Raw genomic sequence first — 12,682 nt, 5'->3', positions numbered from 1 at the left:
GCTCAAGACCCGCAGCAGCTCTGCCGGCGACCAGCACGCACCGTTTTCAAGGGCGCGCTGCATCGTGGCAACCGCCTGCTGGACCTGCGTGACCGGCTCGACGTGGTGCACCGCGCCTAACAGCTCGCCGTGGTCGAGCAGCGGCTCATTCCAGGGCTTCCACACCTTCGGCACGAACTTATCGGGAGTGCGCAGATCGTCGCGAACGTCGTAACGCTGCAGCCACATCCGGTGCGGATGACCCGTGCGCATCGCGGTCTCCAGCGACGCCTCGAGATTCGATCTGCCATTGGCTTGCGGGTCACCGGGGTTCTCCGGAAAGGCGTCGAACAGGAAGTCGCCCAGCAGCTCGGTGCGTCGGCGCAGCGATATCCGCTCGTATTCCGCGCTCACCGCCCGGATCCGCAGGTCGCGATCCAGCAGCAGGAAAGCCCCGGTTGACAGACCCTGGTCCAGCCCCCGCGCCATCTCATCGAAGCGGTCCTTACCTGGCAATTTCATTGCAGCAGCCACTGTTCCCTAATTGCCAGCCCCCTACCCCGCAGATGGTATCGGTGGCGAAGCATCAGCCCGGCCACGAGGTGACACCACAAACAGAAAACCCCGGCCGAAGCCGGGGCAATCCGTAACTGATGAGACGACTCATCATGTGGCGGTGGCGGAGGGATTTGAACCCTCGGTGGGGGGTTACCCCACACACGCTTTCGAGGCGTGCTCCTTAGGCCGCTCGGACACGCCACCGCGGGACAGCGTACCCAACGAGGGGGCCATCAGCCCAATCGCTGCCGGGCGAAGAACGCTTCCAGTGGTGCAGCACACTCGGCGGCGAGCACTCCGCCACGGACCTGCGGGCGATGATTGAGCCGGCGATCCCGCACCACGTCCCACAGTGAACCGACCGCTCCGGTCTTGGGCTCGAAGGCCCCGAACACCAGCCGTTCCACCCGCGCGGCCACCAGCGCCCCCGCGCACATGGTGCAGGGCTCCAGGGTGACGGCCAGCGTCGCGCCGGTCAGCCGCCATCCGTCACCGAGGACGGCGGCGGCAGCGCGGATGGCCAGCAGCTCGGCGTGCGCGGTCGGATCGCCCAGAGCTTCGCGCGCATTGGCCGCCTGCGCCAGCACAGTGCCGTCGGGACCGACCAGCACCGCACCGACCGGCACGTCGCGGGGACCGGCCTGGCCGGCGGCCGCCAGGGCCGCGCGGATCAGGTCCTCGTCGGTGAGCGGGGCGCTCACCGACTGCGTCGCGGCATCGCCGCGGTGAGCTGCTCATCGAATCCCATCTCGTTGGCGATGCGGTGCAACTGCTCGTCGACGGCCAGATCGGACTCGTCGAGAATGACGCCGAGCACCGCGGCGGGCAGGCCGATGTCGGACAGCACGCCCAGATCGCCCTCTTCGAAAGGATCGGCGTCCTCCAAGTCGTCGGCGTCGATGTCGGCGTCGATCTCCTCGAGCACCTCGTCGGCCAGGTCATAGTCCAGGGCCGCGGTGGCATCCGAAAGCAACAGCCGAGTGCCGGCCGGGCCCGGACGAATGATCACGAAGAACTCGTGGTCGACATTGATCAGGCCGAATACAGCTCCGGCGCTGCGCAGTTCACGAAGCTCGGTCTCTGCTGTGGAAAGACTGGTAAGGGCCGCAGCACGCATCGACGTGCAACGCCATTTGCCGTCTTCACGCACAACAGCCACTCCGAAGCCGTCCAGCGTCTCGGCCGGCCGGCCCGGTGCAGACGAGCTCTGTGCTCCCATGGGCGCCTACGGTAGTCGCCGCCTACGCCCTTGACCAGCGTGTGCCAACCTGGACAGGTGGCAGTAAGCACAGTGAAAACTCCGGTGTGCGTTTTGGGACTCGGCCTGATCGGCGGTTCGGTGCTGCGCGCGGCCGCGGCGGCAGGCCGGACGACGTTCGGCTACAACAGGTCGGCCGACGGGGTGAACGCCGCCGTCGCCGACGGATTCGACGCCACCACCGAGCTGGAAACCGTCCTGAAGCGCGCCTCGGCGACCGGTGCGCTGATCGTGATCGCCGTCCCGGTGCCGGCGCTGCCGATGCTGCTCGGCCCCATCAGCCGGCTGGCACCCGAATGCCCCCTGACCGACGTCACCAGCGTCAAGAGCCCGGTGCTCGACGAGATCACCGCCGCCGGACTGCAGGCTCGCTTCGTCGGCGGTCATCCCATGGCCGGGACCGCCCACTCCGGCTGGCCGGCCGGGCATGCCGAGCTGTTCCAGGGCGCACCGTGGGTGATCAGCGTGGACGACCACGTGGACCCGGGGGTGTTCGCTGAGGTACTGGACCTGATTCTGGACTGCGGATCGCTGGCGGTACCGGCCCGCTCAGAGGAACACGACGCGGCCGCGGCCGCGATCTCTCATCTGCCGCATCTGATGGCTGAGGCGCTGGCGGTGACCGCGGCCGACGTACCGCTGGCGTTCGCACTGGCCGCCGGGTCCTTCCGCGACGGCACCCGGGTGGCCGGAACAGCACCGGATCTGGTCCGGGCGATGTGTGAGGCCAACTGGCAGCGGCTGCTGCCGGCGCTGGATCGCGTGATCGCGCTGTTGGCCGACGCGCGCGATTCGCTTTCGGCCTCGGATTCGGTGGCCGAACTGGTCAATCATGGGCACGCCGCCCGCACGCGCTACGACAATTTCCCCCGCAGCGAGATCGTCACGGTCGTCGTCGGCGCAAAGGATTGGCGCCGGGAGCTGGCCGCTGCCGGCCGGGCCGGCGGGGTGATCAGATCCGCGTTGCCAACCCGGGATAGTCGATGACGAAACCGTCGGCATCGACGGTGACGGTGGTGCCCCCGGGGTCGGTTCCCGGCGTGATCACCTTGATGCCGGAACGCGTCTCGGCACTGCTGTAGCTGGCGGTCGCCGCCACCACCGACATGTCGGGCAGGTTCAGGTACAGCGTGGGCAAGGTGATCGCCGCCGCCCGCTCCTGCAGCCGGGCCCGCCGGATCGGCAAGGTGTTGAAGAACGGGCTGAACAGCATGTCGATGTCCAGGGAACCGTCGTAGCCGGCGCGGGACTGTCCCCGGGCGTCAGTGACCAGCCACATGTTCTCTTCATCGCGGGCGATCACCAGCTGACGTTCCCGTTCGGCGAGCGAGACGGTCAGCCCCAACCGTTTGGTGGCGCCGGACTCATCGGTGTGCAGGTCGTAATAGACGCCGAACGCCGGGTGGTCGGCGGTGGCCCCGGCCACGATTCGGCCATTGGCCCTGATCCGGTTGCCGGACAGCTGCACACGTACCGATTCCATCCGCGGGGCGTCGGGCGCCCGCCAGGTCAGAATCGCCGGCCACTGGCCGGACGGGGCTGCACTCACCGATCCACCGTAAGCGACCGGCCCCCGATCCGCAGTCACGACCCCCGGTGCGCAAACTCACCGGAACTCATTGATTTCTGGATCCCGCGCGGCAAGATAGCCACATGAGCAGCGACCCGAGCGTGCCCATCGACCCCCATCATGGCGAAACCAGCAGCCCTCCGCCGGCGCCCGCGGCGATGCCGTTGACCCGCGCCGGCGCGCTGTGGACCGCACTGATCGCCGGTTTTCTGGTGCTGATCGTGTTGCTGGTGTTCATCACCCAGAACACCGGCCCAGTCGACCTGGCGTTTTTGACCTGGACGTGGAGCCTGCCCGCGGGAGTGGCCATCCTGCTGGCGGCGATCTGCGGCGGGCTGGTGACCGCCCTGGTCGGTACCGCGCGGATCTATCAGTTGCGGCGCGCCGCCAAGAAGTCCCTGGCGGCTCAGCGGTAGATCAGAACCGGGCCTGATTGCGCGGGAGCAGGTCCCAGACATGCTCGGTGCCGTTGGTGGCTGCCACCGCGGCCTGCCCTGAGCGCGAGTACAGCAGTCGGGTGATCGATACGTAGTCGATGGGAAACGACAGCAACCGCTGCGTGCCCAGAACCTGGTGCAGGATCACGTTGATCACGCCGCCGTGACTGAACACCGCGATCGTGTCGTCGGGCGCGGAGCCGGCCACCACGTCGGCCACCGCGTCAGCGACTCGGGCGCAGAACGCGGCCTCGTCGACGTCGGCGGGCAGGTGCCCCTGCGCCATCCGGGCCCAGTCCTGGGGCCGCTCGGTACGCAGCTGTTCGATGGGCAGGTAGCCGGCCAGGTCGCGGTCGTACTCGGCGAACCGCTCATCGATGTCGACGCTGTGCCCGAGCCGCGCGGCCAGCGGCTCAGCGGTCTGGATCGCACGACGCTGCGGGCTGCTGACCAGCCGGGTGATCGGGAACCGGGTCAGCGCGTCCGGCAGGCGCTGCGCCTGAGCGAAGCCGGTCTCGGACAGCTCGGGGTCCGAGCCCTGGCCGTACTCGCTGCGCAGCGGGAGGGCATGGCGGATCAGCAGCAACTGCACGTCTGCCACCCTAAGGTGCCAGTTCGGCCCGGCCTCACGGGGTGACGATGTTGAAGTTCGGGTCGGGGTTGTCCAGTGCACCGAGCAGGTGCGCCCAGGCGCTCGAGTCGCCGGAGACCTCCAGTCCGCCGTTGCCCAGCAGCGCCGCCAGCAGTGCCAGCTTGGTGGGCGCCGTGACGGTGACGTCCGCGCTGTCCGGGTCGGCCGGCGTCTTGCGGTGCACGAGAACCCCGTTGCGCAGGGTGAGGCGATAGTTGACCCCGGTGTCGGCGAACGAGACATCCAGGGCCAGCGCCAGCTCCCAGGCTCGCGGCCCGTTGATCCGGATCGCCAGACTGTCGAAGAGTTGCTCGGCGCTGAGCTGAGACAGCAGCGCCATCGAGGCGACCCGGGTGGGGGTGCCGAAGTTGCCGGTGCGCAACTCGGTGGCGCCGGAGAGGAAGAAGTTGCGCCAGGTGGCGTTCTCCGCGCCGTAGGCCAGCTGTTCCAGTGTGTCGGCGTAGAGCCTGCGCGCGCCGGCGTGGTCGGCGTCGGTGAACATCGCATGGTCGAGCAGGGTTGCCGCCCAACGGAAATCACCGTCGTTGAAGGCCGCTTCGGCCAGTTCGACGACGCGGTCCACGCCGCCCAGCGCCGCGGTGTAGCGGGGTCCCAGCGCTTCGGGCGGGTGCGGCCACAACCGGGCCGGGTTGCCGTCGAACCAGCCCAGATACCGCTGGTAGACGGCTTTGACGTTGTGGCTCACCGAGCCGTAGTAGCCGCGGGCGTGCCAGGCGTTTTCCAGCGCGGGCGGCAGCTGGAACTGTTCGGCGATCTCGACTCCGGTGAAGCCGCGGTTGAGCAGCCGCAGCGTCTGGTCATGCAGGTAGGCGTACAGATCGCGCTGCAGGCCGAGGAATTCCGCGATCTGCTCGGTGCCCCACGTCGGCCAGTGGTGCGAGGCGAAGACGACATCGGCCCGCCCGGCGAAGGTGTCGATGGCCTCGGTGAGGTATCCGGCCCAGGCACGCGGGTCGCGGACCAGCGCCCCGCGCAGCGTCAGCAGGTTGTGCTGGTTGTGGGTGGCGTTCTCGGCCATGCACAGCGCCCGGAATTGCGGGAAGTAGAAGTGCATCTCTGCCGGCGCCTCGGTGCCCGGCGCCATCTGGAATTCGATCTGCACACCGTCGATCACATGAGTCTCGCCGGTGCGGGAGATGTCGATGGTCGGGACGATGACGGACACCTCCCCGGTCGAGGTGTTCTGGCCCAGGCCGCAGCCGACCTGCCCCTGCGGACCGCGCGCCAGCACAGTGCCGTACATGTAGGCGGCACGCCGTGTCATCGCGGTACCGGCGTAGACGTTCTCGGACACCGCATGTTCGACGAAATCCTCGGGGGCGAGAACGGCCACCCGGCCGGCATCGACGTCGGCCTGCGAGGTCACGCCCAGCACACCGCCGAAATGGTCGACGTGGCTGTGGGTATAAATAACGGCGCTGACCGCACGATTCCCACGGTGTTCGCGGTAAAACGCCAGCGCTGCGGCGGCAACCTCGGTGGAGATCAGCGGGTCGATGACGATGACGCCGGTCTCGCCCTCGACGAAGGTGATGTTGGACAGGTCGAAGCCACGGATCTGATAGATGCCCTCGACCACTTCGTAGAGGCCTTGCTTGGCCGCCAATTGGGACTGGCGCCACAACGACGGATGCACCGACGTCGGCGGCTCTCCGGCGAGGAAGTTGTAGCTGTCGTTGTCCCAGACCACCCGGCCGTCGGCGGCGGTGATGACGCACGGCGTCAGTGCGGCGATGAAGCCCCGGTCTGCATCGGCGAAATCTGTTGTGTCACTGAAAGGCAGCGCTTTGCGGTGCTCGGCGTGGGCAGCTTCGATCGTTGCACTCACCGGCTGGTTTTCCATGGCGCCCAGCTTGCCACCCGACGCTGTGCCGCGAGGCGGGTTCGCGCGTTAGTGGCGCCGGCGCAGCGAGGTCAGTGCGTTACGCAGCCGCGTCGGCCACGACGGGCGGGCGACGCGGTCGCGGGCCTCCCGGGCCTCGTGGGCTGGTGTCGGACGGAGCGGCGGGATTCGTCGCCTTCTTCAGCACGCATGGGTCACTTCTCCGGTGAGTCGGGCGGGTCTTCGGGAACCAGCCGCTCGGGCACCTCGGCGGGCGCCAGTCGTTCCGGCGGGTCCGCGGGCACCAGTCGCTCCGGCGGCTCCGCGGGCCGGCCCGGTTCGGGTGGCAGTTCTGGATTCATGCGGTTCGCCTACCCGCCGCGCGGCGGGTACAAACCCCGGGGCGAGCGTGCACGGTTGTACGTCAAAACCGGCGTGTTGCCGTACAAACACGCTCCCTCGCGGAAAAAACGGGCCTAGCGGGGCAGCCGCACGGTGAACGCGGTACGGCCGGGCTCGCTGGTGACATCGATGGTCCCGCGGTGCGCCCGGACCACCGCCGCGGCGATCGCCAGCCCGAGCCCGGTGCTGCCGCCCTTGCGCGAGCGGGAGGTGTCCCCGCGGGCAAACCGCTGGAAGATCTCCGGCAGGAACTCCGCGGGGATGCCCGGGCCGTCATCGGTGACGCTGAGTACGGCCTCACCCCCGTCGACACCCAACCGAAGGGTCACCACGGTTCCCGGGCCGGTGTGGACGCGGGCGTTGGTCAGCAGGTTGGCCACCACCTGGTGCAACCGGGCCGCGTCACCGGGCACCGTCACCGGCTCGTCGGGCAGCTCGAGTTGCCACTGGTGGTCCGGGCCCCCGACGTGGGCATCGCTGACCGTGTCGACCGCCATTCGGGACAGGTCCACCTGTTCGTGCTCCAGCGGACGGCCGGAATCTAGGCGGGCCAGCAGCAGCAGGTCTTCGACCAGCTGCGTCATCCGCTCGGTCTCGGACTGCACCCGGCTCAACGCGTGAGCCAGGGCTTGCGAGTCCGCACCGTCGGATACCGGAATGCGTTGCGCCAATTCGGTGTAACCGCGAATCGCAGTCAGCGGCGTGCGCAGCTCATGACTCGCGTCGGCGACGAACTGACGCACCCGGGTCTCGCTGTCCTGGCGGGTCGACAGCGCGGCGGCGATGTGGTCGAGCATCCGGTTGACCGCGGCGCCCAGTTGTCCGACCTCGGTGCGGGGGTTCGCGTCGGATTCGGCGACCCGCACCGGCAGCGTCGCCTCACCGCGATCCAACGGCAGGCCGGCGACTTCGCCGGCGGTCTGTGCGACGCGGCGCAGCGGGGTCAGTGCCCGCCGGATCACCACACTGCCGGCGGTGGCCACCGCGGCCACCGCGAACAGGGTGACCAGCCCGAAGATCAGCAGCACCCGGACCATGGTGTCGTCCACCCCGGCCAGCGGCAGCCCGGTGACGATCACGTCGTCACCGCGGCGAGCGGCGGTGGCGACCACCCGGTAGCGGCCCACGCCATCGAGACGCCGTGTCACCGGTGGTTCTCCGGCCGACACATCGGTCAATCGTGTTGTGGCGGAAGCACTCAGCTCCTCGCGCTGACCCGAGATGCTCAGATACCCAGCCTCGACGTCCTGGCCGGTGCCGGGAGCGGTCCGGCCTGCCATCACGGCACCGACCATGCCGGCCGGCTGGCCCGGCGCGTCCAGGAAGTCCGGGCCGGGCCCCGGCCGCGGCCGGTGGTGCCGATGCGCGAGCGGCGGCAGTGGCTGGCCGTGTAGCCGCGCCGAGCGGCGCGCGGCGTCGGAGAGCTGATGGTCGAGTTGAGCTACCAGATACTGGTAGAGGGCCAGCTCCGTCACCGCGCCGATACCGAGGCAGGCCACGGTGAGCAGCACGATCTGACCGGCCAGCAGTCGCGCCCTCAGCGACCAGGTACGCCAGAGGCCGGGTCGCCGCGAGTTACCCAGCCGGCTTGAGCACATAGCCCGCACCGCGCAGCGTATGGATCATCGGTGGTCGGCCGTTGTCGATCTTCTTACGCAGGTAGGAGATGTAGAGCTCGACGATGTTGGCCCGGCCGCCGAAGTCGTAGTCCCACACCCGGTCCAGGATCTGTGCCTTGGACAGCACCCGCTTGGCGTTGTGCATCAGGTAACGCAGCAGCTCGAACTCGGTGGATGTCAACGTGATCGGATCACCACCCCGGGTCACCTCATGGGAATCCTCATCGAGCACCAGGTCACCGACCACGATCTGGGCGCCGGCCTCGGCGGTGCTCACCCCGGCGCGGCGCAACAGCGCCCGCAGCCGCAACACCACCTCCTCGATGCTGAACGGCTTGGTGACGTAGTCGTCGCCGCCGGCGGTCAACCCCGCAAGGCGGTCCTCCAGCCCGTCCTTGGCGGTCAAGAACAGCACCGGCAACCGCGGGTTGATCTCCCGCAGCTTGTGCAGGACGTCGAGTCCGCTCATGTCGGGAAGCATCACGTCGAGCACCACGACGTCGGGACGTTCCGCTTTGGCCGCGGCGATCGCCGCAGCGCCGTCACCGGCGGTCGCGGTGGTCCACCCTTCGTAGCGCAGCGCCATCGACACCATCTCGGCCAGCACCGTCTCGTCGTCGACCACCAGCACCGTGATGGGCGTGCCGTCGGCGCGCGTCATCAGGACACGTTCGACCGACCCTCGTGGTGCAGACATCATGTTCCAGTATGTCCGTCGCGCCGATATCTTCATCGCATGGCACGCTCACCGCAGGAAATCTTCGACCACCATCTCCAGGCTCTGCTCGCCGGCGACGTCGACGAGCTACTCATCGACTACACCGACGAATCGGAGCTGATCACGTCGGCCGGCGTCGCGCAGGGCAGCAGCGCAATCCGGGCCGCGTTCAGCCAACTGTCCGGCGCACTGGCCGACGCGAACTTCGAGATCAAGTCGCAGACCTACAGCGGCAATGTGCTGCTGCTGGAATGGACGCTGGACGCAGTGGGTTTCGGCGTCGACGGGGTGGACACCTTCCTGTTCGACGACGACTCGATCCGGGTGCAGACGATCTCCCAGCAGGTCCGCCCCAAGAGCTGACACCGCTGGAAACGGGGCCCGCGAAACCACTGAATCGCTGCGGGCTGACGGGTTAGGTTTCCCCCCGTGAACCTCGAAGCGGTCGCGGACTGGATGTCCGCCCAGAACCTGGGCGAGGGCCCGCTGGAAAACGTCACCGAACTGTCCGGCGGCACCCAGAACGTCATGCTGGCGTTCGACCGATCCGGCCGCAGCTACGTGTTGCGGCGCGGCCCACGGCATCTGCGACCGCGCAGCAACGCGGTGATGCTGCGGGAGACCCGGCTGTTGGGCGCGCTGGCCGGCACCGACGTGCCCCATCCGGGACTGATCGCGGTCTGCGACGACCCGGCGGTGCTCGGCGACGCGGTGTTCTACCTGATGGAGCCGGTCGACGGGTTCAACGCGAGTGGGGAACTGCCCGCGCTGCACGCCGGCGACCCGGAGGTCCGGCACGGCATGGGCCTGTCGATGGCCGACGCGCTGGCGAAGCTCGGTGCGCTCGACCACGTCGCGGTGGGGTTGGCGGACTACGGCAAACCCGACGGCTTCCTGGAACGCCAAGTGCCGCGGTGGCTTTCCGAACTGGACTCCTACCGGCAGTTCGAGAACTACCCCGGGCCCGACCTGCCCGGACTCGACGACGTCGCCGACTGGCTGCAGCGCAACGTGCCGACGTCCTGGCAGCCGGGGATCCTGCACGGCGACTATCACGCGGCCAACGTGATGTTCTCCCCCACCGGACCGGAGGTGGCGGCGATCGTGGACTGGGAGATGTCGACCATCGGGGATCCACTGTTGGACCTGGGCTGGCTGCTGGCCACCTGGCGCCAGGATGACGGGTCCAGCGTGTTCAGCCACACGCTGACCGGCATGGACGGGCTGGCCTCCCCCGATGACCTGGTGCAGCGCTACGCCGCGGGCAGCTCCCGCGATCTGACGCATATCGGCTGGTACACGGTGATGGCCGCCTTCAAGCTGGCCATCGTGATCGAGGGCACCCTGGCCCGGGCGTCGGCAGGCATGGCACAGAAGGAAGTGGGCGATCAGTTGCACGAGGCCGCCGTCTGGCTCTTCGACCGGGCCCAGACCTGGATGGCGAGCGCGAAATGACGGACCAGCGCAACTACGTCGCCGGCATCGACGACATTGTTAAGGCCGACACTCGGCGTCTGGTCGACATCTTCAAGGACCTGCATCGCAACCCCGAGTTGGGTTTCAACGAAGTGCGCACGGCGCGGACCGCCGCGCAGGCCCTGAGCAACCTCGGCTTCACGGTGACCACCGGGATCGGTCGCACCGGCGTGGTGGCGGTGCTATCCAACGGCCCAGGCCCGGTAGTGATGTACCGGGCCGACATGGACGCGCTGGCAGTGCCCGAGGCCACCGGCCTGGACTACGCCAGCAGCAACCCGGCACTCGGACACATGTGCGGCCACGACGCGCACGTGACCTGGATGTTGGGGTTGGCCAAGGTGCTCGCCGAGACCGCCGATTCCTGGTCGGGCACCGCGGTGCTGATCGGACAGCCCGCCGAGGAACTGATCACCGGCGCCCAAGCCATGATCGACGCGGGCCTCTATGACGTCGCTCCCAGACCGGACGCTTTCCTGGCGATGCACACCGCGCCCGTACCGGTCGGCATGGTCGCCGCGGTCGGCGGAGAACGGATGGCCGGTACCGATCAGCTCGACATCGTGTTCCACGGCGTCGGCGGGCATGGGTCGATGCCCCAGCTGGCCGTTGACCCGGTACTCATGGCGGCGCAGGCGGTCGTGCAGTTCCAGAGCATTGTCAGCCGGGCTGTCGCCCCCAGCGAGACGGCGGTGCTGACTGTCGGCTCGGTGCAGGCCGGCAGTGCCTACAACGTCATCCCGGACCGCGCACTGCTCAAAGTCAACCTGCGCTGGTTCAACCCCGCTGTGCGCGAAACGATGCTGACCCGTATTCGGACGATCTGCGAGGGCATCGCGCGCAGCTACGGCATGCCCGAAGACCGGCTGCCGGAGATCACCATGGCCGGTGGCGCCACCCCGCTGGTCAACGACACCGCACTGACCGACCGGGTGGCGATCGCGCTGGGCGACCTGCTCGGCCCGGACAATGTGGTGCGCGAGCTGCCGGCGCTGACCGGCTCGGAGGACTGTCACCTGCTCAAAGGGCCGCACACCGACGTGCCGCTGGCATATCTGCTGGTCGGGGTGGCCGACCCACAGGTACACGCCAAGTCCGCGGAAAGGGGGCAAATGTTCCCCTACACACCGCACTCGCCGGACTATATGGTCGACCTTTCCGCCATCCCGGTCGGAACCAGGATTGCAGCCCGTGCAATGCTTGAATTGCTTACTCCCAGTCGGTTCTAGTAGTAATTGGACTCCGCCGAGTTTCAGAAATACTTGTGCGGTCCACGAAGACGAGCTAAGGTTTATTGCTGTGGACGATCGTCACAAAGACCCAACCGTCGTGTTGCCTTACCTCGTGGGCAGGCCGCTAGGAGCGACCGAGGTCTACGAGGCATTCGGCTATCGCAAATCCGCCTACTATAAGGCGGCCCATGAGGGCCGACTGATCAGCGCGGATAACCTGATCCGAGTTGCCCGGTACTTCGGCCTCAACCCCGTCGATCTGCAGGTACGGTTCGGATTGATCGAGCACGACGCCGTCGCTGAATACCTGGAGTCCTCGCCGCGGCCGCTGCGGCTGGGTGATCTGAAGGCGGATCTGGACAAACCCCCCGTCTAGGAGTGCCCCCAGCAAGTACCGTCGACGTATGACGTCGGCGTTAATTGCCGTCACCGTGCTGGTGGCGCTGTACGCCCTGTGGGTGCGCCGTGATACCTGGTGGTCACGGTGGGAGATCGGCATCACCGTATCGATCGCACTGGAAACCGTCGCTCTCGTGATGATGTCGCCCTGGGCAGCCCACACCGTGGGCCCGGCGCTGCACCATGCCACCCGGATTTGGAACATCCAGCAGCTAGGCGGTCATATCTGCTTCGTCGTCGCCATCACGGCCAACATCTACCATGTGCTGGCCCGGCTGGTCGACTTCGACCAATTCCGCCCGCTGTTCCGTCTGCAGGTGCAGTTGCCCGTCCTGGTGGCGATGGTGGCGATGGTGGCGGTGTTCCTCGTCGCCGACGCCGGCTACCGCCCGGATGGTTTCTCTTCACTCGGGGGCGGCGGCGCCTGGGCGCGGGCATACTGGGTGCTGTTTTCTCTGGTGCTGATCTATCTGGCCGGCTACGCGACGCGGGCGCTTTCGCTGCTGCGATCCGATCCACGCGCCAAGGAGCTGTCTCTTATACACATCTCCGAGCCCACG

16 protein-coding genes and 1 tRNA gene are annotated in these 12,682 nt (G+C 67.9%); 7 read left to right on the top strand and 10 right to left on the bottom strand.

Annotated features, from left to right (window positions below):
• From LI94_RS17140 to LI94_RS17125, 4 genes are all read right to left on the bottom strand, one after another.
• Positions 1-501: PAS domain-containing protein (locus LI94_RS17140; RefSeq protein WP_152664858.1), on the bottom strand; the 501-nt coding region annotated here is incomplete at its 3' end.
• Positions 502-650: 149 nt separating this feature from the next.
• Positions 651-741, bottom strand: a tRNA-Ser gene (locus LI94_RS17135).
• A gap of 29 nt (positions 742-770) precedes the next feature.
• Positions 771-1,238 (bottom strand): nucleoside deaminase, encoded by a 468-nt coding sequence (locus LI94_RS17130; RefSeq protein ID WP_046301933.1) that lies wholly within the window; start codon positions 1,236-1,238, stop codon positions 771-773.
• A complete protein-coding gene (locus LI94_RS17125; protein ID WP_024443002.1) occupies positions 1,235-1,756 on the bottom strand; it encodes a tRNA adenosine deaminase-associated protein in 522 nt (173 codons plus the stop codon). Before LI94_RS17125 ends, LI94_RS17130 begins: the two co-directional genes overlap by 4 nt.
• Before the next feature lie 84 nt (positions 1,757-1,840).
• Here LI94_RS17125 and LI94_RS17120 point away from each other — a divergent pair, with 84 nt between their 5' ends.
• A complete protein-coding gene (locus LI94_RS17120; protein ID WP_046301932.1) occupies positions 1,841-2,782 on the top strand; it encodes a prephenate dehydrogenase in 942 nt (313 codons plus the stop codon).
• On the opposite strand, the gene LI94_RS17115 is transcribed toward LI94_RS17120, so the two are convergent.
• Positions 2,748-3,278 carry a putative glycolipid-binding domain-containing protein gene (locus LI94_RS17115; RefSeq protein WP_239651258.1) on the bottom strand — a complete coding sequence of 177 codons (531 nt, stop codon included), beginning with the start codon at positions 3,276-3,278 and terminating at the stop codon, positions 2,748-2,750. The genes LI94_RS17120 and LI94_RS17115 overlap by 35 nt on opposite strands.
• A 170-nt stretch (positions 3,279-3,448) precedes the next feature.
• Here LI94_RS17115 and LI94_RS17110 point away from each other — a divergent pair, with 170 nt between their 5' ends.
• Positions 3,449-3,781: a lipopolysaccharide assembly protein LapA domain-containing protein gene (locus tag LI94_RS17110; protein WP_046301931.1), complete on the top strand. Its 333-nt coding sequence runs from the start codon at positions 3,449-3,451 to the stop codon at positions 3,779-3,781.
• A gap of 1 nt (position 3,782) precedes the next feature.
• On the opposite strand, the gene LI94_RS17105 is transcribed toward LI94_RS17110, so the two are convergent.
• The 5 genes from LI94_RS17105 to LI94_RS17090 form a co-directional block, all read right to left on the bottom strand.
• Positions 3,783-4,394, bottom strand: coding sequence for a histidine phosphatase family protein (locus tag LI94_RS17105; RefSeq protein ID WP_046301936.1), 612 nt, complete (start codon positions 4,392-4,394; stop codon positions 3,783-3,785).
• 34 nt (positions 4,395-4,428) lie between these two features.
• Positions 4,429-6,297, bottom strand: a complete 1,869-nt coding sequence (locus LI94_RS17100; RefSeq protein ID WP_024442997.1) for an alkyl sulfatase dimerization domain-containing protein — start codon at positions 6,295-6,297, stop codon at positions 4,429-4,431.
• 194 nt (positions 6,298-6,491) lie between these two features.
• Complete coding sequence (locus tag LI94_RS23895) at positions 6,492-6,638, bottom strand: hypothetical protein (protein WP_192830992.1); 147 nt, start codon at positions 6,636-6,638, stop codon at positions 6,492-6,494.
• A gap of 114 nt (positions 6,639-6,752) precedes the next feature.
• Positions 6,753-8,276: a HAMP domain-containing sensor histidine kinase gene (locus tag LI94_RS17095; RefSeq protein ID WP_046301930.1), complete on the bottom strand. Its 1,524-nt coding sequence runs from the start codon at positions 8,274-8,276 to the stop codon at positions 6,753-6,755.
• Complete coding sequence (locus LI94_RS17090; protein WP_024442995.1) at positions 8,254-8,958, bottom strand: response regulator transcription factor; 705 nt, start codon at positions 8,956-8,958, stop codon at positions 8,254-8,256. Before LI94_RS17090 ends, LI94_RS17095 begins: the two co-directional genes overlap by 23 nt.
• A gap of 75 nt (positions 8,959-9,033) precedes the next feature.
• Between LI94_RS17090 and LI94_RS17085 the strand changes: the two genes are divergently transcribed.
• The 5 genes from LI94_RS17085 to LI94_RS17065 all read left to right on the top strand — a co-directional run.
• Entirely contained in the window at positions 9,034-9,378 is a 345-nt protein-coding gene (locus tag LI94_RS17085) for a nuclear transport factor 2 family protein (RefSeq protein WP_046301929.1), read from the top strand.
• A 93-nt stretch (positions 9,379-9,471) separates the two neighbouring features.
• Positions 9,472-10,470: a phosphotransferase family protein gene (locus LI94_RS17080; protein WP_046301935.1), complete on the top strand. Its 999-nt coding sequence runs from the start codon at positions 9,472-9,474 to the stop codon at positions 10,468-10,470.
• Positions 10,467-11,720 carry an amidohydrolase gene (locus tag LI94_RS17075; RefSeq protein ID WP_046301928.1) on the top strand — a complete coding sequence of 418 codons (1,254 nt, stop codon included), beginning with the start codon at positions 10,467-10,469 and terminating at the stop codon, positions 11,718-11,720. Before LI94_RS17080 ends, LI94_RS17075 begins: the two co-directional genes overlap by 4 nt.
• A gap of 70 nt (positions 11,721-11,790) precedes the next feature.
• Complete coding sequence (locus LI94_RS17070; protein ID WP_024442991.1) at positions 11,791-12,099, top strand: hypothetical protein; 309 nt, start codon at positions 11,791-11,793, stop codon at positions 12,097-12,099.
• Positions 12,100-12,127: 28 nt separating this feature from the next.
• A partial coding sequence (locus tag LI94_RS17065) for a hypothetical protein (protein ID WP_046301927.1) occupies positions 12,128-12,682 on the top strand: 555 nt, incomplete at its 3' end.

The organism is Mycobacterium sp. UM_Kg27 (genome assembly GCF_000972905.1).
Classification (GTDB): domain Bacteria; phylum Actinomycetota; class Actinomycetes; order Mycobacteriales; family Mycobacteriaceae; genus Mycobacterium.
This window is presented reverse-complemented; position numbering and strand designations above follow the sequence as displayed.

Coding starts and splice junctions, on each gene's coding strand:
- LI94_RS17125 (WP_024443002.1), bottom strand. CDS start 1,756: ATGGGAGCACAGAGCTCGTCTGCACCGGGCCGGCCGGCCGAGACGCTG.
- LI94_RS17115 (WP_239651258.1), bottom strand. CDS start 3,278: ATGGAATCGGTACGTGTGCAGCTGTCCGGCAACCGGATCAGGGCCAAT.
- LI94_RS17110 (WP_046301931.1), top strand. CDS start 3,449: ATGAGCAGCGACCCGAGCGTGCCCATCGACCCCCATCATGGCGAAACC.
- LI94_RS17100 (WP_024442997.1), bottom strand. CDS start 6,297: ATGGAAAACCAGCCGGTGAGTGCAACGATCGAAGCTGCCCACGCCGAG.
- LI94_RS23895 (WP_192830992.1), bottom strand. CDS start 6,638: ATGAATCCAGAACTGCCACCCGAACCGGGCCGGCCCGCGGAGCCGCCG.
- LI94_RS17095 (WP_046301930.1), bottom strand. CDS start 8,276: ATGTGCTCAAGCCGGCTGGGTAACTCGCGGCGACCCGGCCTCTGGCGT.
- LI94_RS17090 (WP_024442995.1), bottom strand. CDS start 8,958: ATGACGCGCGCCGACGGCACGCCCATCACGGTGCTGGTGGTCGACGAC.
- LI94_RS17085 (WP_046301929.1), top strand. CDS start 9,034: ATGGCACGCTCACCGCAGGAAATCTTCGACCACCATCTCCAGGCTCTG.
- LI94_RS17080 (WP_046301935.1), top strand. CDS start 9,472: ATGTCCGCCCAGAACCTGGGCGAGGGCCCGCTGGAAAACGTCACCGAA.
- LI94_RS17075 (WP_046301928.1), top strand. CDS start 10,467: ATGACGGACCAGCGCAACTACGTCGCCGGCATCGACGACATTGTTAAG.